Here is a 20,462-nt window from a genome sequence, read left to right as displayed (position 1 = left end):
CGGGCCGTCAGACGCCGGCCGGGCGGGTGGGGCGCGTCTTAGCGCCTTTGTCCGGCGTGCGCTGCGCGGGGATCTTGCCGGCCTCGATGTCGTCGTACCAGAGCTGATGGTGCTCGCGCGCCCAGGTTTCGTCGACGTAGCCGGTCTTCATGGCCTTGAACGCGCCCTGCATGCCTATGGTGCCGAGGTAGATATGGCCCATGATCATGCAGGTCATGAGGACGACGGACACCGCATGGACCATGTGGGCGATCTGCATGTTGCCGCGCGAATAGTCCAGGTCGGGCACCACCTTGTCCAGGAACAGGCCCGACACCACCGCGATCAGACCCAGGAACAGCATGCCGCCCCAGAACATGATCTTCTCGCCGGCGTTGAAGCGGTGCGAAGGCACGTGCGTGGCGCGCAGCAGGCCGCCGCCCTTCTTGAGCCAGATCAGGTCGTAGCGGCGCGGGATGTTGTCCTTGATGAAGGTCAGCAGCACCACCACCAGCGACACCGCGAACACCGGCCCGACGAAGTTGTGGACGGTCTTCAGCACCCAGGTCATCCAGCCGTACAGCGCGCTGCCCATGATGGGCAGCAGGAAGAACTTGCCGAAGGCCATCACGATGCCGGACAGCGCCAGTATCACGAAGGCGGTGGCGTTGACCCAGTGCGCGGCGCGCTCGAAATACGTGAAGCGTTCGATGCGCCGGCCGGTGGGGGCCTCGTGCACCTTGATGCTGCCCTTGGCCAGGTAGAACAGCACGATGGCGACCAGCATGATGAGCAGCAGGCCGCCGCCGTACGGAATGATCCAGTTGTTGCGCACCTGGCGCCAGGCCTCGCCGGCGGTGGTGTAGTCCGAACCGGGGTACTGCACGAAGCGCTGGATCAGCACGCCGGCCTCGGGCGCCTGGCTGCGCGGCAGGCTGGAATAGCCGGGTTCGCCGGAATTGACCTGGCGCCACATCGGCGCGTTGTTGCCCGGCTGCACCTTGGCGCGTTCGGCGTTGGTCTGCTCGGCATAGCCCGGCAACTCGTTGGCGTCGGGCTTGACCTCGAAGATGTTGGCGCTCTGGATGTTGCCCAGGCCGCCGCCGGCGGGCGCCGCATTCTGGGCGGCCGCCGGCGCCAGCGCCGCCAGGCCTATCACCAGTGCCGCGAGTAGTGACCGTATCATGGCAAGCTCCCGATCAATGCACGCGCGTGTATTCGTTCTGGCCACGCTGCGTGCGGGTCTTCAGCTCTTGCTGCCAACTGTTCTTGTCGCCGGGCTTCCAGCCGGAAGCCACGAAATTGCTGCCCGTGCCGTCGTAGTAGGGCTTGCCGGCATTATTGTTCTTGCCGGTCATCAGCGCCTGCGACGGTTCGCTGCAGGCCGCGAGCAGCGCGACGGCGGCCAGCAGGGATATGCGCGCAATCATCATGGCTTGGCCTTTGCAGGTTGCTGCTGCTGTTGCTGGGACGGCTGGCCGGCCTGCTGCGAGCCGTAGGCGGTGCCCCAGCCCCAGACTTCGGCGCCCTTGCCGCGCTGCACCACGCGGTTGCGGAAGATGTCGGCCACCACGTCGCCGTCGCCGGCCAGCAGCGCCTTGGTCGAGCACATTTCGGCGCAGGCCGGCAGCTTGCCTTCGGCCAGGCGGTTGCGCCCGTACTTCTCGAACTCGGCCGCGCTGCCGTGTTCTTCCGGGCCGCCGGCGCAGAAGGTGCACTTGTCCATCTTGCCGCGCACGCCGAAATTGCCCTCGGAAGGGAACTGCGGCGCGCCGAAAGGACAGGCGTAGGAGCAGTAGCCGCAGCCGATACAGGTGTCCTTGTTGTGCAGCACCACGCCTTCGTCGGTGCGGTAGAAGCAGTTCACCGGGCACACCGCCATACAGGGCGCGTCGCTGCAGTGCATGCAGGCCACCGAGATCGACTTCTCGCCGGGCACGCCGTCGTTGAGCGTGACCACGCGGCGCCGGTTGACCCCCCAGGGCACTTCATGCTCGTTCTTGCAGGCGGTGACGCAGCTGTTGCACTCGATACACCGTTCCGCATCACAGACGAATTTCATACGGGCCATGGCGCTCTCCTTAAGCCTTTTCTATGTTGCAGATGGTGGTCTTGGTTTCCTGCATCATCGTCACGGAGTCGTAGCCGTAGGTGGTGCCGGTATTGACCGCCTCGCCGCGCACGATGGGCGCGGCGCCTTCCGGGTAGTGGGCCAGCATGTCCTGGCCCTGCCAGCGGCCCGAGAAGTGGAACGGCATGAAGGCGGTGTCGGGGCCCACGCGCTCGGTGACCAGGGCCTGCACGTTCAGGCGCGCGCCGGTGGGCGTGTGGACCCAGCAGCGGTCGCCGTTGCGGATGCCGCGGTCGGCGGCCGCCTTGGGATTGAGCTCGACGAACATTTCCTGCTGCAGCTCGGCCAGCCATGGATTGGAACGCGTTTCCTCGCCGCCGCCCTCGTATTCGACCAGGCGGCCCGAGGTGAGGATGAGCGGGAATTTCTCGTACAGCTTCTCGGCCACGTTCTTCTGCTGCAGCGAGGTGTACAGCGTGGGCAGGCGCCAGAAGGTCTTGAGGTCAGCCTGGGCCGGGTATTTCTCGACCAGGTCGGGCCGCGTGCCGTAGATGGGCTCGCGGTGCTGCGGGATGGCGTCGGGGAAGTTCCAGACCACGGCGCGCGCCTTGGCGTTGCCGAACGGGTAGCAGCCGTGCACCTGCATGACCACGCGGATGATGCCGCCGGACGGGTCGGTCTTCCAGTTCTTGCCTTCGGCCGCGGTTTTTTCCTCGGCGGTGAGGTCGTCCCACCAGCCCAGCTTCTTGAGCAGCACGTGGTCGAATTCCGGATAGCCGGTGGTCAGCTCCGCGCCCTTGGAGTGCGAGCCGTCCTCGGCCAGCAGGTTCACGCCGTCGCGCTCCACGCCGAAGTTGGCGCGGAAGTTGCCGCCGCCGTTCATGACGTGCAGGCTGGTGTCGTACAGGTTGGCCGTGCCCGGGTGCTTCAGGCTGGGATTGCCCCAGCAGGGCCAGGGCAGGCCGAAGTAATCGCCGGTCAGGTCGTAGCCGGTCTCGGCGTCCTTGCCGCCCTTGGCGCGCAGCGTCTTCACGTCGAACATCTGCATGTTGCGCATGTGCGCCTTCAGGCGTTCGGGGCTCTGGCCGGTGTAGCCGATGGTCCAGCAGGTGGCGTTGATCTCGCGCAGGATGTCCTCGACTACCGGCTCGTCCATGTCCTTGACCTTCTGCATCTTGTAGTTCTTGCAGAGTTCCTTGGCGAACCCGAGTTTCTCGGCAAGCTGGTACATGATCATGTGGTCGGTGCGGCTTTCCCACAGCGGCTCGATGACTTTCTCGCGCCATTGCAGCGAGCGGTTCGAGGCGGTGCAGCTGCCGTTGGTCTCGAACTGGGTCGCCGCCGGCAGCAGGTACACGGCGCGGTTGGGATTGAGGTCTTCCGGCTTGCCGGGCATGGCGGCCATGGCGGCGGTGGCCGACGGATAGGGATCGACCACCACCAGCAGGTCCAGCTTGTCCATCGCGCGCTTCATTTCCAGCCCGCGGGTCTGCGAGTTGGGCGCGTGGCCCCAGTAGAACACCGCGCGCAGGTTGGTTTCCTGGTCGATCAGATCGGGGTTTTCGAGAACCCCGTCGATCCAGCGCGACACGGTGATGCCGGGCTTGGTCATCATGCCCGGCGAGGCGTAGCGGCTCTTGATCCAGTCGTAATCCACGCCCCAGGTATGGGCGAAGTGCTTCCAGGAGCCTTCGGCCAGGCCGTAGTAGCCCGGCAGCGAATCCGGGTTGGGGCCCACGTCGGTGGCGCCCTGCACGTTGTCGTGGCCGCGGAAGATGTTGGCGCCGCCGCCGGACTTGCCGACGTTGCCCAGCGCCAGCTGCACGATACAGGAGGCGCGCACCATGGCGTTGCCGATCGAGTGCTGGGTCTGGCCCATGCACCACACCAGCGTGCCGGGGCGGTTCTCGTGCATGGTCTTGGCCACCTTGTACATGGTCGCCTCGTCTACGCCGCAGGCGTCCTGGACCTTGTCGGGCGTCCATTTGGCCAGGACTTCGGCCTTGACCTTGTCCATGCCGTAGACGCGCGCATCGATGTAGGCCTGGTCTTCCCAGCCGTTCTTGAAGATGTGGTACAGCAGGCCGAACAGGAAGGGGATGTCGGTGCCCGAGCGGATGCGCACGTACTGGTCGGCCTTGGCCGCGGTCCGGGTGAAGCGCGGATCGACCACGATCATCTTGCAGCCGGTTTCCTTGGCGTGCAGCATGTGCAGCATCGACACCGGGTGGGCCTCGGCCGCGTTCGAGCCGATGTACAGCGCCACCTTGGCGTTCTGCATGTCGTTGTACGAATTGGTCATGGCGCCGTAGCCCCATGTATTCGCAACGCCGGCCACGGTGGTCGAGTGGCAGATGCGCGCCTGGTGGTCGCAGTTGTTGCTGCCCCAGAAGCTGACGAACTTGCGCAGCAGGTACGACTGCTCGTTGTTGTGCTTGGAAGAGCCGATCCAGTACACCGAATCCGGGCCGCTTTCCTTGCGCAGCTGCATCAGCTTGGCGGTGATTTCCTGGTAGGCGGTGTCCCAGCTGATGCGCTGGTACTTGCCGTTGACCAGCTTCATGGGATAGCGCAGGCGGTGCTCGCCGTGCCCGTGCTCGCGCACCGAGGCGCCCTTGGCGCAGTGCGCGCCCAGGTTGATGGGCGAATCGAACACCGGCTCCTGGCGCACCCAGACGCCGTTCTCGACCACGGCGTCGACCGCGCAGCCGACCGAACAGTGGGTACAGACGGTGCGGCGCACTTCGATCTTGGTGTTGCCGACGGCCACGCCGTTCTTGCCCTCGGCGGCCTGCGCGCGCGTGAGCAGCGTCAACTGGCCGGCGGCCAGGCCGGCGCCCACGCCCAGGCCGGAACGGCGCAGGAAGGCGCGCCGGTCCATGGTGGGCAGGGCCTGGGCCATGCCGCGGCGCAGGCTCTGGACGAATCTGGACTCGGAGCCGCCGGCGGCTCCGCTGGTTTTCTTGGTCAGCAACATGCCGGGCTCCCTATCAAACGAGGGTGGTCTTGTAGTAACGCTTGACGTGTTCGCTCAGCCTGTAGCCGCCGCCCTTCTCGGGCGCGGCCTGGGGCTGCGCGGCGGCGGGTTTGGCCTGTGCGCCGGGGAGAACGGCGACGCCGACTGCGGCGGCGCCTAGCGTCGCCGAACCCGCGAAGAATTTGCGGCGCGAACGATTGGTCGGGCTTTGCGACATGGCTCGTCTCCTGGCTTCTAGGTATGAAATTCTTTGCATAATGTACCCCGTGACCCCAGGCAGGACAACCGCCGTACGGCCCGGGCCCGATTGCGCCGCAGCATCGGCGCGTCCTATGTTGCGTGCGCGGCTAGCCCAGCATGTCGAAACCCTGGGCCTCGACGCTGGCGTAGGCCTGGCAAAAGGCGGCCGCCCGTGCATAGAAGCGCGCCGCCGGATGCGCGGCGATGGCGGCGCACATATCATCGATCCAGGGCTGCACGTGCGCGGCGAAGAACTCGCGCTGGCGGCTCAGGTTCGACACGCCGGCGTCCTCGCCGGCGATCAGGTAGCGCATGACCTCGAACAGCACGGCGATGTGGTCCTCGGTTTCGGACACCGCCGAGCCGCGCGCCAGGCCCAGCGCCTGCAGGTCGTTGCGCAGGCCGACCAGCGGCTTTTCGTTGAGAAAGCCGGTCAGGTAATGCGAGCCGAACAGATAGACCTCGGGTTTGCCCATGCCGCCGAACAAGGCGTCGTACTCGGCCGCGATGGCGTCGTCGCCCATCGCGCGGGCCTCGGCCACCAGTTCCTGCCAAGGCGCCTCCAGGAAACCGCCGGCGTCCGGCGCGTGCGTTTCGGCCTGGCGCAGCGCCTGCAGCAGTTCGGGCGGCGGGGGCGCGTAGAACAGCTGGGCCAGCAGGCCGTACAGTTCGGCGCGGGCGACTTCCTCGTCGAAATCCGACGGGGGCATGATGGCGGCGGATGCGGGACCGGTCATAGTTGGGTGATCTTGGTTTCGTTTTCGGACGAGTACAGCTCGATGACGCGGCAGTCGCCGCACATCTTCAGGCGTTCCAGCGCCGCGCCCTGGAACATGGCGTGGCCCGCCAGCCTGCCTATCATGGTCTCGACCCCCTTGAGCGTGCCGAAGGGCTTGTTGCAGCGCACGCAATGGAAGGGCTGGGTCTCATTGACCACCACGGCTTCCTTGCGCTGCGGGGTCAGCAGCAGGCGCGGCGTCAGCGTGATGGCCTGCTCGGGACAGGTGGTGACGCACAGCCCGCACTGCACGCAGTTCTTTTCCAGGAAGCGCAGCTGCGGCGCCTGCGGATTGTCCATCAGCGCGCTGGACGGACAGGCGCTGACGCAGCTCATGCACAGCGTGCAGCGTGCGCTGTCGACCTCCAGCCCGCCCAGCGGGGCGCCCGCGCCGGGCGCGCCGGCCGGCAGCGCGATGGCCTGTGGCAGCGGCGCGGGGGCGTGCGCGATCAGGTGGTCCAGCGCCAGGTCCAGGGTGCTGCGTTTTTCGGGCGCGAGCGCGTGGCGGGCGCGCGCGGCCGGCGCGGCGGGCTTGCCCGCGGCCAGGGCCTGCAGGCTGCGGTCCAGGTCGGCCGGTTCGGCGGCCTCGGACACGCGCAGCAGGTGCAGGTGCCGGCCTTCGTAGCCCAGGCCGTTGAGCAGGGCCTGGGCCGTTTCCATCTGCGCCTCCAGCCCGTCCAGGTATTGCGGCGCCTCTTCGCCGGTGGTCATCACGGCGATCTGGCTGGCGCCGTAGGCCACGGCCGATAGCCACAGGTCCAGCCCCAGGCTGGCGGTGTGCCACAGCGCCAGCGGAATCACGTTGGCCGGCACGCCGTGGGCCAGCCCCAGGCCGGCCGCGCGGCCCAGGCGCTCGATCATGGCCTGGCCGCGGTCCTGGCTGTGCAGCAGCACGATGGCGTCGCGTCCGCCGGCCTGCGCGTAGGTCGACAGCAGGGTGCGCAGGCGCGCGCCCTGGTCGGTGATGCGCGGATAGCTGTAGCTCATCGCGCCGGTGGGACAGACGGTGGTGCAGGCGCCGCAGCCCACGCAGAGGTTGGGATTGACCTTGACCTGCTGGTTGCGGATGTCGCTGGAGATGGCCTCGGCCGAGCAGATCTGCACGCAGGCGTCGCAGCCCACGGTGGCGTTGCGGCTATGGGCGCAGAGCTTCTGCTTGTAGTCGAAGAACTTGGGCTTTTCGAATTCGCCGACCATGTCGCGCAGCCGCAGCAGCACCGAGGGGTCGACGCCGTCCCAGGTGAAATAGCCCTGGGGCGGGGCATGGCGCGTGAACAGGGGCTGCGCGCCCAGGTTCAGCACCAGGTCGAAGGTCTCGGCGCCGGTCTGGGGCGGGCGGTCGAAGTCGATCGCGCCCGCCACCGTACAGGCCGCCACGCAATCGCGGTGCGAGCGGCACAGGCCGGCGTCGATCTGGTAGTCCAGCCCGATCGCGCCTTCCGGACAGGAGGCCAGGCAGGCGTTGCAGCGGGTGCAGAGATCCAGGTCGATGGGGTTGTGCTGCGTCCATTGCACTTCGAACGCGCCCAGCCAGCCGTTCACCGCGTCCAGCCGGCCCGACAGGACCGGAAAGCGCCGGCCCTGCGCGCCGCCGCGTTCGCCTTGACCCTGGGCGAAGAGGGTGACGTTCAGCACATCGTCGAGCAGGGCGCCGGCCTGTTCGGCCCGGTCCAGCGGCCCGACGATCAGCAGCCGGCCCGCGCTTTTGTAGGTGACGGTCGGCACCGGATCGGGATCGGGCAGGTGCGCGGCCGCCAGCAGCGCGGCCAGCTTGGGCATGGCCTGGGCGGCGTCGCGGCTCCAGCCGCCGGTCTCGCGGATGTTGACGAACTTCACTGGCGCGACGGCGCCTTCGGTGGCCGCGCCCAGTTCGCCGAACAGGCGCTGTTCCTGGGTACAGGCCACCACCACGTCGTCGCCGCCGCGGATGGCTTGCTGGAAGGCGCCGGCCTCGCGGCGGCACAGCGTGGAATGCAGGTGCAGGTTCTCGCCCAGCGCCTGGCCGAGCGCATCGGTGGCCAGCGGCATGGTGCGGTTGCAGTCGCAGATGAGTGTCGTCATGGCTTGGTTCCTGCGGCCGGCGCCGGCACGGCGGCCGGCGCTTCGGCGGTGGGATCGGCGGCGCCGGAATCGGCGGGCAGGGCGGGCGCGGCTTCGGGCGCGGGGCTTTCAGTGACGGCGTCGGTCAGGGCCGAGGCGGCGCAGCGCGCTTCTTCCTCGAAAAAGCCCAGCACCCGCGAGACCGCCATCTTGCGCAGCGCGGATTGCGGCAGCGGCGCCAGCTGCGAATAGTCGTCTATATACACGTCCAGCCCGTCCATCACGTTGTAGTGCGGATCGGCGAACAGCTTCTTCAGCGCCGCGTTCTTGATGTCGGGCGCCACGCCCTGCGTGACGAAGCGGCTGAAATCGGAATCGGCGGTGAGCTTCAGCACGTCGTCCATGGTGGGCAGTTCCGGCTCGGCCGGCGCGGCCTCGGAAAGTCCGGCCGGCGGCGTCGCGGCTTCCTGCGCCGGGACGGGCGCGGGCGCTTCAGCGGCGGGCGCGGGTTCCTCGGGGCCGCCTTCGCGAGCCTCGATCTTGCGGCGCGACCAGCGCTGCAGAAAGCCCTGATGACGCGTTTCGCTCATGACGGATCGCCGCCGAATTTCTTGACGGTGCTCACGGAGGCAGGATTGCCGAAGCGGTCCTGCAGGGACTGGAAACTGACGGGGCGGCGGCGGCGCTTGGGCTCCGGCACGTAATGGGCGGCCACGAAGGCCTGCAGCCAGGCCACGATGGCCGGCGGCGCCGGCACCTGCTCCACGGTTTCCTGCGCGTCCAGCCAGCGCCCGGCGTCGTGGTAGCTCAGGGTGACGATTTCGGGGCGCGCCAGCGGCTCCGCGGCCACGCTGGGGCTTTCCTCCATGCGCCACAGCACGAACCAGCACGGCGCGGGCGCCGACGCGTTGAGCAGATAGCCCTCGGCGTCGTCCTTGAACAGGCGCACGGTGAAGCCGGGATGCAGCCAGCGTTCCTGGGTTTCGTCGCGGTACAGCAGGCGCGGCGCCGCGCCGAAGCCCGGCTCGTTGGCGACCACATCTTCGAGCACCCAGCGCCAATCCTGCCAGCGGCTCATGGCGCCGGTGATGCGTTCCTTGCGCATCACCACGGCGGTCTCCAGCGTCAGGGGCAGGGAGTCGGTTTCCATGGCGCGCCCCGCCTCAGGCCCGCTTGATGGCGATGGACGAGAACCTGGAGGAATAGTCCTTGTCCATGTCGGCCACGGCGACGGCCACCTGCCGCGCCAGCGATTTGTACAGCCCGGCCACCTCGCCGTCGGGATCGAACACCACCGAGGGCCGCCCGCTGTCGGCCTGCAGCCGGATGTTGATGTCCAGCGGCAGCGCGCCCAGGTAGGCCAGATCGTAGTCGGCCGCCATTTTCTGGCCGCCGCCCGAGCCGAACACGTGCTCGACGTGGCCGCACTGGCTACAGACGTGCACCGCCATGTTCTCGACCACGCCCAGGATGGGCACGCCGACCTTCTCGAACATCTTCACGCCCTTGCGCGCGTCCAGCAGCGCGATGTCCTGCGGGGTGGTGACCACCACCGCGCCGGTGACCGGCACTTTCTGGCTCAGCGTGAGGTGGATGTCGCCGGTGCCGGGCGGCAGGTCGACGACCAGGTAATCGAGGTTCTTCCAGTTGGTCTTGCGTAGTAGCTGTTCCAGCGCCTGCACCGCCATGGGTCCGCGCCAGATCATGGCTTCGTCGGGGTCGACCAGAAAGCCGATCGACATGACCTGCACGCCATAGTTCTCCAGCGGCTCCATGGTGTCGCCGTCTTCGCTCTGGGGGCGGCCTTCGATGCCCATCATGAGGGACTGGCTGGGGCCGTAGATGTCGGCGTCCAGCAGGCCGACCCGCGCGCCCTCGGCGGCCAGCGCCAGCGCCAGGTTGACGGCCGTGGTGCTCTTGCCCACGCCGCCCTTGCCGGAGGCCACGGCGATCACGTTCTTCACGTTGGGCAGCAGCGCGACGCCGCGCTGCACCGCGTGCGCTTCGATCACGCTATGAACGTTGACCGAGACGTTCTGCACGCCGGGCACCGACTTGGCCGCGCCGATCAGTTCGCGGCGCAGCGCCGGGATCTGGCTCTTGGCCGGGTAGCCCAATTCCACGTCGAACGAGACATCGCCGTCGGCGCCGATCTCGAGGTTCTTGATCGCGCGCGACGAACCGAAGTCCTTGCGGGTATTGGAGTCCAGGCAGGCTTGCAGCGTATTGAGCAGGATATCTGAGGCAACCATCGGGCTTCTATATATATATAAAGGGTGACCTGGACGACCCATCTTAGCAGAGGGCGCAGTGTGCAGCGACGCGCCGCATCCCTGCATGATGCCGCTCAAGCCAGGCAAGTCCAAGCGCCGCGGCGCGACGCTTCCCTAGGGTTTTCCCTGCACCCGCGCGGCTTCGATCAGATGGCGCGTGGAATGGGCGACGAACGGCGCGCCCCGGCGCATGCGGCGGTCCATTTCGCGCAGCCGGTCGAGGTATTTGGCCACCGAAAAATCGGGCACCCACCACACGCATTTGCGCAGGATCCAGATGACCGCGCCCACGTCGTGGAACGCCATGCGGCAACGCGCGCTGCGCAGCTCGACGATGGACAGCCCGGCCTCCCGCGCGGCGGCCGCTTCGTCCGCCGGATCGCGCAGCGCGCGTTCGCGCGGCAGCGGCCCCAGGAAATATTCGATCAGCTCGAACGCCGAGGCCGGGCCCACGTGCTGCGCGAAATAGCGGCCGCCCGGCGCCAGCACGCGATGGATCTCGCGCCAGTCGGGACTTACCGGGTGCCGCGCGCTGACGAGGTCGAACGAGGCGTCGGCAAACGGCAGCGGCGCGCCCGCGGCCACCTGCACGACGTCGACGCCGCGCGGCGCGAGCCGCGCATGCGCCTGGCGCGCATTGGGAGGCCAGGCTTCGGTCGCGCACATGCGCAGCGGAAAGCGCGGCGCTTCGGCCAGGACTTCGCCGCCGCCCGTGTCCAGGTCGAGCGCGGAGCGCGCCTGGGCCAGGCGCTGCGCCAGCAGGCGCGCATAGCCCCAGGGCGGGCGTTCCTCGGTGGCGCGTCCGGCCAGCCAGTCGAATCCCCAGCCGGTGACGTCGGCGGCTTCGGCTTCGGCGACGAGTCGGTCAAACGGTTTCATGGCGTCGAGCTTAAACCACGGCCGGGCAGGCCGTCCGCCGTCGCGCGCCGCTTACTGCAACGCAGTCGGCGCGGCCGTCTGCGTTGCCTGGGCCGGCATGCGGCCCACGCTCAGCTTGCCCGGCTGTTCGGCCGAAGGGCGCACGACGGCGGCCGTGTTGGCGCTGTTGGCGCCCAGGTTGGGCAGGTCCGACGGACGCGCGGCCACGGCCGTGAATGCGCTGCCGCCGATGGCCGGCACGCCGTCCAGCGTCAGGTTGGCGGCCCACACGCCGTCGCGGCGCGACAGCACTTCGTAGCGCTGCGGGCCGCCGGCGGCGCGCGCGACCACATACAGCGTGCCGTCGATGATGTTGATGGCCGGCGGCGAGGCCGCCGCGGCGTCCAGGCGCGCGGGCTTGCCGTCTTCGACCAGCCATAGTTTTCCGCCGGCGCGTTCCAGGATGGCGAGCACCACCTTGCCCTGCGCGTCGGCGTGGACCGCCGGACGTCCGATGTAGGGCACGCCCAGGTCGTCCGGCGCGCTCCAGTCGATGTTCAGGTCGGTGGTGTCGCCGGTTTCCAGCAGGCGGGTCAGGTGGTTGTCGCCGCGCTGGCGGAAATAGAGTTCGATGCGGTCGTCGCGGTTGCGGATGGCGGCCAGGCCGCCGGCGGCGGTGGGCGCCGGCACAGGGCGCCAGCCCTGCCATTCGGGGCGATGGCCCTGGGCGGCCGGCAGCTGGCGCGTATAGAAAAGCTTGCCCGCCGAGGTGAGGGCGAACACCACGTAGCGCCCGTCGGCGCCGCGCGCGGCGGCGGGCGCGCCGGTGGCGTCTTCCAGCATGGGAAGTTCCTGCCAGGTGCTCCAGCCGCCGTCGATGCCGGTCGGCGCGATCCAGTGCAGCCGGCCGTCGTAGCCCAGCGCCACGGCGGCCGCTTCGCCGCGCGGCGCCACCGCCGGAATCTGCGTCACGCGCACGCCGCCCAGCGCCTGCCAGCCCTGCCAGGTGCCGTCGTGGCGCTGCTTGTTGGCCCATACGCCGCCCAGCGGATCGCGCGCCATCAGGCCGGCGGTGCCGTCCGCATGGGTGAAGGAAACCAGCGGGCCGCTGGTGCGTCCGCCCAGGCTCTGCCATTTGCGATGACCGGAGTCCCAGCGGTTGACGGCGGCGTTGGTTTCGCCGGCGGCGAACACCACCAGCCCGCCGCGCCCGTCGGGGTACAGCTGCGGCGCCATGTCCTGGCGCGACACGTAATAGGCGCGCTGCACCCAGGCCGCGGCGGGGCCGGCGGGCTCCTTGCAGCCGGTGGGGCCGGCGCAGTAGTGGTAGTCGTTCCAGGCGTAGTGCTGGAAGATCACCGACTTGCTGGCGATCTCGGCTTCGGTCAGGTTGCTGGCGCGCTCCTGGCTGGGATAGTCGATATAGCCGGTTTCGGCGTAATTGCCGGGCACGCGCACCATGGCCTCGCGCACCAGCCGCGCGCTGGCGATGTGGTCCGGGTGCCCGTGGCCGGCGCAGCGCCAGCACAGCTGCGTGTAGGGCACGGCGATGGTGTCGTCCAGGTGGCGCACGGTGGTCGGGGCGTACTGGCGGATCACGTCGGCCAGCGTGTCGATCAGCTGCTCGCGGGTGTAGACCTCGGCGTACTGGCCCAGCGTGTCCACGCTCTGGCCCGGCTCGGACTCGGTGCGGCTGAGCGGCGTCAGGCTGCCCCAGCCCTTGCCCAGCCACGGGTCCTTCAGCCGCATGTGCCAGAGCTGCACGCGCGGGTTGCCCTGCAGCGTGAAGCGCGCGAAATGGCGGCCGCCGGCGGTGCCGGCGTCTTCTTTCCACACGTCGGGCTGGTGCGCCATGTAGGCGTAGGCGGCGCGCACGCCGCGCTCGCGGCCGAGCATGTAGCCTTCGCCTTCGCCGGCGTCGCTGGCGGTCAGGTAGACCACGCGCACGCAGCCGCCGGCCTCGATGTTGGAGGCGATGTCCGGATTCATGAACAGCAGGTCGTCGTCCAGGTGGGCGACGAAGGCGAGATCCTTGATGCCGTGGCACTGCGCCAGCGTGGGCGGGGCGGCGTGGGCCTGGAGGGAGAAGAGCGCGGCGAACGCGAACAATAGCGCCTGGCCTAGGGGGCGCAACAAGGCCGTCGGAACGAACATAGCGGGGCGCGGCAGAAAAGGCGTCGCACGGCAGGGGTTGAAGAGTGCGAAAAGTATAGCGGCGAGCCGCCGCGCGTTGTCGGCAAGATATAGGGCCGGATTAGGCCGCGCTCGCCAGCAGCCACTCGCGCAGATGCGACAGCGCCTCGTCGGCGCGCCTGGCGTCCTTGCGCGTGCACAGGCAGAACGAGGCGCCGCTGGCGACGAAACCCAGCGGCGCGGCCAGGCGGGCGCGGTGCAGTTCGGCTTCGACCAGCACCGCGGGCGCGATGGCCACGCCCAGGCCGGCCGCCGCGGCTTCCAGCATGTGGCCCAGGTGGTCGAACTCGCGGCCGGGCAGGCGCGGGACCAGCGCAATGCCCTGGCGCGCCGCCCAGTCGCGCCACGCATCGGGCCTGGAACTGGTGTGCAGCAGCGGCGCGCCGGCCACGTCGGCCGGCGCGCGGATCTGCGCGGCATGGGCCGGGGCGCAGACCGGGCCGATGGTTTCGGCGAACAACGGGGTGACGTCCCAGTCCCGCGGCCAGTCGCGGCCGGCAAGAATCAGCGCGTCCACGCGCTGCGTGTCCAGCAGGGACGCGTCGGCGGCCGTCTGCAGCCGGATGCGGATATCCGGATGCAGGGCCTCGAAGCGTTCGAGCCGCGCGATGAGCCAGTTGGACAGAAAGCTGGCGGGCGCGCCCAGCGTCAGTTCCGCCGGCTGCGTGCTACGCCGCAATTCGTCGCAGCGGCGCTCCAGCGTGTCGAATGCCTCCTGGGCGGCGCGCTGCAGGTCCAGGCCCGCCGCGGTCAGGCGCACGCCGCCGGCGCGGCGTTCGAACAGCGCGCAGCCCAGCCAGTCTTCCAGCTGGCGCACCTGCTGGCTGACGGCGCTGTGCGTCACGCACAGCTCCCTGGCCGCCAGGCTGAAACTGGCGTGGCGGGCGGCGCTGTCGAAAAAGCGCAGCGCATTGAGAGAGGGGAGTCGTCGCATGGCTTGATGTTAGCTGTACTTACATTAGTGCTAAACAAATCATTGATTCAAATAAGTTTTTATCGAAGATAGCATAAGCAAAACATCCCGATACACTGCAATACGGAAACCGCCAGCCATGCCATCCGCCATCCATCCGGCCACGCCCGACAGCCTGGGCCAGTTCGGCCCATACGGCGGGCGCTACATGCCCGAAACACTCATCCCCGCGCTGGACGAGCTGGAGCGCGCCTTCAGGGCGCTGCTGTCGGATAAGGGCTTCTGGCAGGACTTCCGCGGCCTGCTGGCCGACTACGTCGGCCGCCCCAGCCCGCTGTTCCTGGCGCGCGGCATCACCGAGGAACTGGGCGGCGCGCAGATCTACCTCAAGCGCGAAGACCTCAACCACACCGGCGCGCACAAGATCAACAACTGCCTGGGCCAGGCGCTGCTGGCCCGGCGCATGGGCAAGCGCCGCGTGATCGCCGAGACCGGCGCCGGGCAGCACGGCGTGGCCACCGCCACGGTCTGCGCGCAGCAGGGCCTGGACTGCGTGGTCTACATGGGGGCGCAGGACATGGCGCGCCAGTCGGTCAACGTGCGCCGCATGCGCATGCTGGGGGCCGAGGTGCGCGCCGTGACGGACGGAACCGGCACGCTGAAGGACGCGATGAACCAGGCCTTGCGCGACTGGATCGCGCATCCGGCCGACACCTATTACCTGCTGGGCACCTGCGCCGGTCCGCATCCCTATCCCTGGCTGGTGCGCGAGTTCCAGAAGGTGATAGGCATGGAGACGCGCCAGCAGATCGCCGCCAAGGCCGGACGCATGCCGGACGCGATGGTCGCCTGCGTCGGCGGCGGCTCCAACGCGATGGGGTTCTTCCACCCGTTCCTGGACCAGCCCGGCGTGCGCCTCTATGGCGTGGAGGCCGGCGGGCGCGGACTGGCCAGCGGCGCGCACGCCGCCAGCCTCGGCGCGGGCCGCGCCGGCGTGCTGCATGGCTGCCGCAGCTACTACCTGCAGGACGGCGACGGGCAGATCCTGGACGCGCACTCCATCTCGGCCGGGCTCGACTATCCCGGCGTGGGACCGGAGCATGCGTTGCTGCACGACAGCGGGCGGGTGGCCTATGTGTCCGTGACGGACGCGCAGGCGGTGTCCGCCTTTCATTGGTTGACGCGGGCCGAAGGCATCCTGCCGGCGCTGGAAAGCGCGCACGCGCTGGCCTGGGCGCGCGAACTCGCGCCGCGCATGGGGCGCGGCGAGATCCTCGTCGTGTGCCTGAGCGGACGCGGCGACAAGGACATGGACACGGTGACGCAATTCGACGAGGCGACGACATGACACGGCTGCAACACACTTTCGCGGCGCTGCGCCGGTCGGGCCGCTGCGGCCTGGCGACCTACTTCGCGGCGGGCGACCCCGACCCCGGCGCATGCCTGGAACTGCTGCGCGGCCTGCCGGCCGCGGGCGCCGACGTGATCGAACTGGGCATGCCGTTCAGCGACCCGGTCGCCGACGGCCCCGTGCTGCAGCAGGCCAACCGCCGCGCGCTGGCGGCCGGCCAGACGCTGGCGGGCACGCTGGCGTTGCTGCGGGAATTCCGATCCGGCCACGAGGCCACGCCGGTGGTGCTGATGGGCTACCTGAATCCCATACTCCGCTACGGCGCGGCGGCCTTCGCGGCGGATGCCGCGGCCGCGGGCGTGGACGGGCTGATCGTGGTCGACCTGCCGCCGCAACACGCCGGCGAGCTGGAGCGGCACGCGCGCGCGCACGGCATCGACCTGATCCGCATGTCCGCGCCCACCACCGACGAGGAGCGGCTGGCGCGGTCGCTGCGCGAGGCCAGCGGCTTCGTGTATCACGTCATGCTGGCCGGCACCACGGGCGCGTCGCTGCCCGACGAGCGCCGCATCGCGCAGGACCTGGCGCGGGTGCGCGCGCATACGCGGCTGCCGGTGGCCGCCGGCTTCGGCGTGCGCTCCCCGGAAGACGCGCGGCGCATCGGCCGCCACGCGGACCTGGTGGCGGTGGGCTCGCGGCTGGCCGAGGTGCTGGCGCAAGGCGGCGTGAAGGCCGCGCTGGAAGAAGTGCGCGGGCTGGCGGCCGCGCTGCGCCGGCCCGCGGCTCAGGCGTAGCGTTCGAGCCGGAAGGGGCGGATGTCCACCGGCGTGGGCGCGCCCCGGATGAGGGCGGCCACGGTTTCGCCCACGGCCGGGCCAATGCCGAAGCCGTGGCCGGAGAATCCCGAGGCCAGGTAGAGGCCGGGCGCCTGCGCCACCGGCGCGATGACGGGCATCGCGTCCGGCGTCACGTCGATATAGCCGCCCCAGGATTGCGCGATGCGGGCCTGGCGGAAGGCCGGGAATGCGTGCAGCAGGCGCGTCCAGGCCTGGTCTATGCCGCGCGCGTAGGGCGCGGGGTCGAGCACGCGGCAGCGTTCGTACGGCGTCGGGCGGTCGGCCGGGAAGCGGCGCGGCGTGGCCAGTTCCTCGAAAAAGCGTTTGCCGAAGCGCACGCGCACCAGCGCGTTGTTCTCGATCCAGGCGCGCATGAACTTGCCCATCAGGCGGAAGCTGTCGGGCACGATCTCGGCCAGCGAGGCGGAGAACTGCGACACGGTATAGCCGCCGTCGGCGCGCTTGCGGCAGGTGAAGTCCTTGCCATTGACGGCCAGCGCCATGCCGGCGTCGAAGGGCTCGGTGCGCAGCACCGAGCCGCGCACCTTGAGCTGCGGGAATTCCACGCCCAGGTTGCCGCAGAACAGCCGCGACCAGCCGCCGGCGGCCACCAGCACGGCCTGCGCGCGCAGCGTGCCGCGCTCGGTGACGACGGTGTCGACGCGGCCGGCGCTGGTCTCCAGGCCGCGCACGGCGCAGTGCTCGAAGATCTGCGCGCCGGCCTGGCGCGCCAGCGACGCGACGCCGAGGGTCGCAAGCTGCGGTTCGGCCACGCCGTCGGCCGCGCTGTACAGCGCCCCGGTCCAGGGGCGTTCGGTGCGCGGCAGCAGGCGCAGCGCCGCCTCGCGTCCCAGCATCTCGGCGCGCACGCCGTGGGCGCGGGCCTCGCGCAGCCAGGTCTCGTGGCCGGCGGCGTCGGCCTCGTTTTCCTGCAGGTAGACCAGGCCGTTGCGGCGGTAGCCGACGTCGACCTGGGCCTGGATCTCGCTCCACAGCTGGTTGGCGCGCAGCGCCAGCGGCACTTCGGGCTGGTCGCGGCCCAGGGTGCGCACCCAGCCCCAGTTGCGCGAGGACTGTTCGCAGCCCAGCGTGCCTTTTTCGAACAGGGCGGTGCGCACGCCGGCGCGCGCCAGCGCGAGCGCGGTGCTCGCGCCGATGATGCCGCCGCCGATGATCGCCACGTCCACGGTGGCGGGAAACTGCGTTTGAGTGTTCATGACGATAAGTGCGTGTCGGCCGGACGGCGGTGTTCAGGCGGGAAAGCCCAGCGCGTCGCGCAGGCGATACCAGTTGATGGCCAGCGTAGCGCCGAACTGCCGGGCCGGATAGCCGGGCATGCGGGAAATCGGCGTGACCGGGAAATCGAGCCTTTCCGCCGGCACGCCGCGGATCGCATCGCGCAGCACGCGCCCCAGGGCCGTGCCCATGGCCACGCCGCGCCCGCAATAGCCGTAGGCGGTCCAGACGCCAGGCGCCAATCGATGCAGGCGCGGCAGGTCGTCCAGCGTCATGCCTACCCGGCAGGCCCAGCCGTAACGCCAGGCGGCGTCGGCCAGTTCGGGAAAGCGCGCCACCGCCGCGCGCCGCAACTGCTCGCGCGTGGACGGATCGAGCTGTTCGCTGGAATGTCCGCGCCCGCCGATCACGAAGCGGCCTTCGGGGTCGATGCGGCAGTAGTAGGTGATCTTGCGGGTTTCGGAAATGCCGGCGCGCAGCGGCATCAGGCGCGCCTGCAGCGCGGGGGGCAGGGGCTCGGTGGCGATCTGGGCGCTGGCCACGTTGACGTAGGACTGCGCCACCGCGGGCCACAGCCGGTCGGTGTAGGCGTCGGTGGCCAGCACCACGTGGCGCGCCTGCACGGCATGGCCGTTGACGCTGAGCGTGGCGCCGCCGCCGTCGCGCGGGACGATGGCGGCCACCGGCGAGCGCTCGTACAGCGTGGCGCCGGCCTGCGCGGCCGCGCGCGCCAGGCCGCGCGCCAGGGCCAGCGGCTGCACCGCGCCGGCGCGTTTCTCGCGCAGCCCGGCGGGCCAGAACGACGAACCGGTGGCGGCCCGCATGGCCTCGGCGTCCAGGTATTCCACGTCGCCGCCGTGCGCGTTCAGTTCCTGCGCGCGCCGTCGCAGATAATCGGCGGACGCGGCCGAGAAGGCGCCCTGTATCCAGCCGTTGCGGGTGGGGGCGCAATCGATGCGCAGGCGTTCCACCAGCTCGAACAGGTAGTCCGCGTTGCCGTAGGCGAAGCGCGTCATGCGCGCGGCCGTCTCGGCGCCGAAGCGGCGCGCAAGCGCGGCGGGGCCGGGCTTGAAGCCGGGCACCACCTGGCCGCCGTTGCGGCCGGAGGCGCGGTGGGCGACTTCATGGGTCTCGAACAGCGCCACGCGCAGGCCGGCCTCGGCCAGGTGCAGCGCGGCCGACAGGCCGGTGAAACCGCCGCCGACCACGGCGGCGTCGATCTCCAGCGGCGCGGCAAGCGCCGGCGCGGCCGCGCGCGCAGGCGCGGTCGCGGCCCACAGCGTGGCTGCGGGCGTAAGCACAGGGTTGTTCATGGCGGGGCGTTATTGGGCGTGGGTGACGCGCTTGAGGAAATCGCGCATGCGTTCGTTGCGGGGAGAGGTAAGCACTTCGCGCGACGGCCCCTGTTCGGCGATGCGGCCGCCTTCCAGGAACAGCACGCGGTCGGACACGTTGCGGGCGAAGTCCATTTCGTGCGTGACGATCACCATCGTCATGCCTTTCTCGGCCAGCGTGCGCATCACCGACAGCACCTCGCCCACCAGTTCGGGATCGAGCGCGGAGGTGGGCTCGTCGAACAGGATGGCCTCGGGCTCCATGGCCAGCGCGCGGGCGATGGCCACGCGCTGCTGCTGCCCGCCGGAAAGCTGCTGCGGATAGTGGTTCATTTTCTCGGCCAGGCCCACCGAGGCCAGGATCTCGCGGGCGCGCTCGGTGGCCGACGCCACGCTTTCGCCCTTGACGTGCACCGGGCCTTCGATGACGTTTTCCAGCGCGCTGCGGTGCGGGAACAGATTGAAGCGCTGGAACACCATGGCCACGCGCTGGCGGATCGCCTGGATCTCCCTGCTGCTCGCGTCCACGGTCACGCCGTCCACCGTGATGCGTCCGCCGTCGTAGCGTTCGAGCCCGTTGATGCAGCGCAGCAGCGTGGACTTGCCCGAGCCGGACGGCCCGATCAGGCAGACCACTTCGCCCGGCCGCACTTCGGCGTCTATGCCATCGAGCACGCGGTGCGCGCCGAACGACTTGCTGAGGTTTTCGATCTTGATCATTGGCGGCGTCCCAGGCGGCGTTCAAGTTTGCCGATGCAATACATCATGGGCAGGCTCATGGCCAGGTACATCAGGGCGACCAGCGTGTAGATGGTGGCGCTCTTGAAGGTGGACGAGGCGATCAGCTTGCTCTGCATGGACAGTTCGACCACGGTGATCACCGCGGTCTGCGACGAGTCCTTGAGCATCATGACCACGTTGTTGCCGTAGGGCGGTAGGGCCACCTTGAAGGCCTGCGGCAGCACCACGCGGCGCATCAGCTTTGCGCGCGACATGCCCAGCGACTGGGCGGCCTCGAACTGGCCGGGATCGACCGCGTCGATGCCCGAGCGGAACACCTCCGACATATACGAGGAATACGCTACGCCCAGTCCCAGCGCGCCGGCCTGGAAGGCCGTCAGGCCGACGCCGATCTCGGGCAGCACGAAGTACATGTAGAACAGCACGACGATGATGGGCACGCCGCGGATGATGTTGGTCAGGATGCGGCTGGCGTGCGAGAGCGGCGCGATGCCGCTGACCCGCAGCAGCGCCCAGAACAGCCCGAGCACGGTGGCGATCACCAGGGCCGCGGCGGTGATGGAGACGGTGGTCAGCACCCCCTGCATCAGCACAGGGAAGAACTCCGAGGCGTCACTGAAAAAAGACTGGAACATCTTGCTT

General features: G+C 69.5%; 19 protein-coding genes. 2 read left to right on the top strand and 17 right to left on the bottom strand.

The window, feature by feature from the left end; genetic code table 11:
• Nucleotides 1-7 precede the first annotated feature (7 nt).
• The 13 genes from A6B37_RS11160 to A6B37_RS11100 form a co-directional block, all read right to left on the bottom strand.
• Nucleotides 8-1,165, bottom strand: coding sequence for a formate dehydrogenase subunit gamma (locus A6B37_RS11160; RefSeq protein ID WP_102773879.1), 1,158 nt, complete (start codon nt 1,163-1,165; stop codon nt 8-10).
• A 13-nt stretch (nt 1,166-1,178) separates the two neighbouring features.
• Nucleotides 1,179-1,409, bottom strand: coding sequence for a hypothetical protein (locus A6B37_RS11155; protein WP_102774160.1), 231 nt, complete (start codon nt 1,407-1,409; stop codon nt 1,179-1,181).
• Entirely contained in the window at nt 1,409-2,050 is a 642-nt protein-coding gene (gene fdh3B, locus A6B37_RS11150) for a formate dehydrogenase FDH3 subunit beta (RefSeq protein WP_102773878.1), read from the bottom strand. The genes A6B37_RS11155 and fdh3B overlap by 1 nt, the downstream gene beginning before the upstream one ends.
• Before the next feature lie 10 nt (nt 2,051-2,060).
• Complete coding sequence (locus A6B37_RS11145) at nt 2,061-5,027, bottom strand: formate dehydrogenase subunit alpha (protein ID WP_111825767.1); 2,967 nt, start codon at nt 5,025-5,027, stop codon at nt 2,061-2,063.
• 13 nt (nt 5,028-5,040) lie between these two features.
• Nucleotides 5,041-5,244, bottom strand: coding sequence for a formate dehydrogenase (locus tag A6B37_RS11140; protein ID WP_102773876.1), 204 nt, complete (start codon nt 5,242-5,244; stop codon nt 5,041-5,043).
• 130 nt (nt 5,245-5,374) lie between these two features.
• Nucleotides 5,375-6,004 carry a molecular chaperone TorD family protein gene (locus A6B37_RS11135; protein WP_102773875.1) on the bottom strand — a complete coding sequence of 210 codons (630 nt, stop codon included), beginning with the start codon at nt 6,002-6,004 and terminating at the stop codon, nt 5,375-5,377.
• Nucleotides 6,001-8,106 carry a 4Fe-4S binding protein gene (locus A6B37_RS11130; RefSeq protein WP_111825766.1) on the bottom strand — a complete coding sequence of 702 codons (2,106 nt, stop codon included), beginning with the start codon at nt 8,104-8,106 and terminating at the stop codon, nt 6,001-6,003. The genes A6B37_RS11135 and A6B37_RS11130 overlap by 4 nt, the downstream gene beginning before the upstream one ends.
• Nucleotides 8,103-8,675 carry a DUF3306 domain-containing protein gene (locus A6B37_RS11125; protein ID WP_246842448.1) on the bottom strand — a complete coding sequence of 191 codons (573 nt, stop codon included), beginning with the start codon at nt 8,673-8,675 and terminating at the stop codon, nt 8,103-8,105. Before A6B37_RS11125 ends, A6B37_RS11130 begins: the two co-directional genes overlap by 4 nt.
• Entirely contained in the window at nt 8,672-9,235 is a 564-nt protein-coding gene (locus tag A6B37_RS11120; RefSeq protein ID WP_111825765.1) for a DUF3305 domain-containing protein, read from the bottom strand. Before A6B37_RS11120 ends, A6B37_RS11125 begins: the two co-directional genes overlap by 4 nt.
• Nucleotides 9,236-9,248: 13 nt before the next feature.
• A complete protein-coding gene (gene apbC / locus A6B37_RS11115) occupies nt 9,249-10,337 on the bottom strand; it encodes an iron-sulfur cluster carrier protein ApbC (protein WP_111825764.1) in 1,089 nt (362 codons plus the stop codon).
• Nucleotides 10,338-10,472: 135 nt separating this feature from the next.
• Entirely contained in the window at nt 10,473-11,237 is a 765-nt protein-coding gene (locus A6B37_RS11110; RefSeq protein WP_111825763.1) for a class I SAM-dependent methyltransferase, read from the bottom strand.
• A gap of 51 nt (nt 11,238-11,288) precedes the next feature.
• A complete protein-coding gene (locus A6B37_RS11105; protein ID WP_111825762.1) occupies nt 11,289-13,370 on the bottom strand; it encodes a PIG-L family deacetylase in 2,082 nt (693 codons plus the stop codon).
• Between the two features lie 100 nt (nt 13,371-13,470).
• Nucleotides 13,471-14,343, bottom strand: a complete 873-nt coding sequence (locus A6B37_RS11100) for a LysR substrate-binding domain-containing protein (RefSeq protein WP_111825761.1) — start codon at nt 14,341-14,343, stop codon at nt 13,471-13,473.
• A 118-nt stretch (nt 14,344-14,461) separates the two neighbouring features.
• Here A6B37_RS11100 and trpB point away from each other — a divergent pair, with 118 nt between their 5' ends.
• Nucleotides 14,462-15,670, top strand: a complete 1,209-nt coding sequence (trpB, locus tag A6B37_RS11095) for a tryptophan synthase subunit beta (RefSeq protein WP_111825760.1) — start codon at nt 14,462-14,464, stop codon at nt 15,668-15,670.
• Nucleotides 15,667-16,467, top strand: a complete 801-nt coding sequence (gene trpA / locus A6B37_RS11090; RefSeq protein WP_111825759.1) for a tryptophan synthase subunit alpha — start codon at nt 15,667-15,669, stop codon at nt 16,465-16,467. The genes trpB and trpA overlap by 4 nt, the downstream gene beginning before the upstream one ends.
• Here the strand turns inward: trpA and A6B37_RS11085 are convergent.
• From A6B37_RS11085 to A6B37_RS11070, 4 genes are read right to left on the bottom strand one after another with little or no spacing between them, the layout of a single operon-like run.
• Entirely contained in the window at nt 16,458-17,726 is a 1,269-nt protein-coding gene (locus A6B37_RS11085) for an FAD-binding oxidoreductase (RefSeq protein WP_111825758.1), read from the bottom strand. The genes trpA and A6B37_RS11085 overlap by 10 nt on opposite strands.
• 33 nt (nt 17,727-17,759) lie before the next feature.
• Complete coding sequence (locus tag A6B37_RS11080) at nt 17,760-19,046, bottom strand: FAD-binding oxidoreductase (protein WP_168202175.1); 1,287 nt, start codon at nt 19,044-19,046, stop codon at nt 17,760-17,762.
• A gap of 21 nt (nt 19,047-19,067) precedes the next feature.
• On the bottom strand, nt 19,068-19,799 hold the full coding sequence (locus A6B37_RS11075; RefSeq protein ID WP_102773863.1) for an amino acid ABC transporter ATP-binding protein: 732 nt from the start codon (nt 19,797-19,799) through the stop codon (nt 19,068-19,070).
• Nucleotides 19,796-20,455: an amino acid ABC transporter permease gene (locus tag A6B37_RS11070; protein WP_102773862.1), complete on the bottom strand. Its 660-nt coding sequence runs from the start codon at nt 20,453-20,455 to the stop codon at nt 19,796-19,798. The genes A6B37_RS11075 and A6B37_RS11070 overlap by 4 nt, the downstream gene beginning before the upstream one ends.
• Nucleotides 20,456-20,462: the final 7 nt, after the last annotated feature.

Source organism: Achromobacter sp. HZ01, assembly GCF_003267925.1.
Taxonomy (GTDB): domain Bacteria; phylum Pseudomonadota; class Gammaproteobacteria; order Burkholderiales; family Burkholderiaceae_B; genus Achromobacter; species Achromobacter pulmonis_A.
This window is presented reverse-complemented; position numbering and strand designations above follow the sequence as displayed.

What these genes read in the sequence shown, in the direction of transcription:
- A6B37_RS11160 (WP_102773879.1), bottom strand. Translation starts at nt 1,165, where the DNA reads ATGATACGGTCACTACTCGCGGCACTGGTGATAGGCCTGGCGGCGCTG.
- A6B37_RS11155 (WP_102774160.1), bottom strand. Translation starts at nt 1,409, where the DNA reads ATGATTGCGCGCATATCCCTGCTGGCCGCCGTCGCGCTGCTCGCGGCC.
- fdh3B (WP_102773878.1), bottom strand. Translation starts at nt 2,050, where the DNA reads ATGGCCCGTATGAAATTCGTCTGTGATGCGGAACGGTGTATCGAGTGC.
- A6B37_RS11145 (WP_111825767.1), bottom strand. Translation starts at nt 5,027, where the DNA reads ATGTTGCTGACCAAGAAAACCAGCGGAGCCGCCGGCGGCTCCGAGTCC.
- A6B37_RS11140 (WP_102773876.1), bottom strand. Translation starts at nt 5,244, where the DNA reads ATGTCGCAAAGCCCGACCAATCGTTCGCGCCGCAAATTCTTCGCGGGT.
- A6B37_RS11135 (WP_102773875.1), bottom strand. Translation starts at nt 6,004, where the DNA reads ATGACCGGTCCCGCATCCGCCGCCATCATGCCCCCGTCGGATTTCGAC.
- A6B37_RS11130 (WP_111825766.1), bottom strand. Translation starts at nt 8,106, where the DNA reads ATGACGACACTCATCTGCGACTGCAACCGCACCATGCCGCTGGCCACC.
- A6B37_RS11125 (WP_246842448.1), bottom strand. Translation starts at nt 8,675, where the DNA reads ATGAGCGAAACGCGTCATCAGGGCTTTCTGCAGCGCTGGTCGCGCCGC.
- A6B37_RS11120 (WP_111825765.1), bottom strand. Translation starts at nt 9,235, where the DNA reads ATGGAAACCGACTCCCTGCCCCTGACGCTGGAGACCGCCGTGGTGATG.
- apbC (WP_111825764.1), bottom strand. Translation starts at nt 10,337, where the DNA reads ATGGTTGCCTCAGATATCCTGCTCAATACGCTGCAAGCCTGCCTGGAC.
- A6B37_RS11110 (WP_111825763.1), bottom strand. Translation starts at nt 11,237, where the DNA reads ATGAAACCGTTTGACCGACTCGTCGCCGAAGCCGAAGCCGCCGACGTC.
- A6B37_RS11105 (WP_111825762.1), bottom strand. Translation starts at nt 13,370, where the DNA reads ATGTTCGTTCCGACGGCCTTGTTGCGCCCCCTAGGCCAGGCGCTATTG.
- A6B37_RS11100 (WP_111825761.1), bottom strand. Translation starts at nt 14,343, where the DNA reads ATGCGACGACTCCCCTCTCTCAATGCGCTGCGCTTTTTCGACAGCGCC.
- trpB (WP_111825760.1), top strand. Translation starts at nt 14,462, where the DNA reads ATGCCATCCGCCATCCATCCGGCCACGCCCGACAGCCTGGGCCAGTTC.
- trpA (WP_111825759.1), top strand. Translation starts at nt 15,667, where the DNA reads ATGACACGGCTGCAACACACTTTCGCGGCGCTGCGCCGGTCGGGCCGC.
- A6B37_RS11085 (WP_111825758.1), bottom strand. Translation starts at nt 17,726, where the DNA reads ATGAACACTCAAACGCAGTTTCCCGCCACCGTGGACGTGGCGATCATC.
- A6B37_RS11075 (WP_102773863.1), bottom strand. Translation starts at nt 19,799, where the DNA reads ATGATCAAGATCGAAAACCTCAGCAAGTCGTTCGGCGCGCACCGCGTG.
- A6B37_RS11070 (WP_102773862.1), bottom strand. Translation starts at nt 20,455, where the DNA reads ATGTTCCAGTCTTTTTTCAGTGACGCCTCGGAGTTCTTCCCTGTGCTG.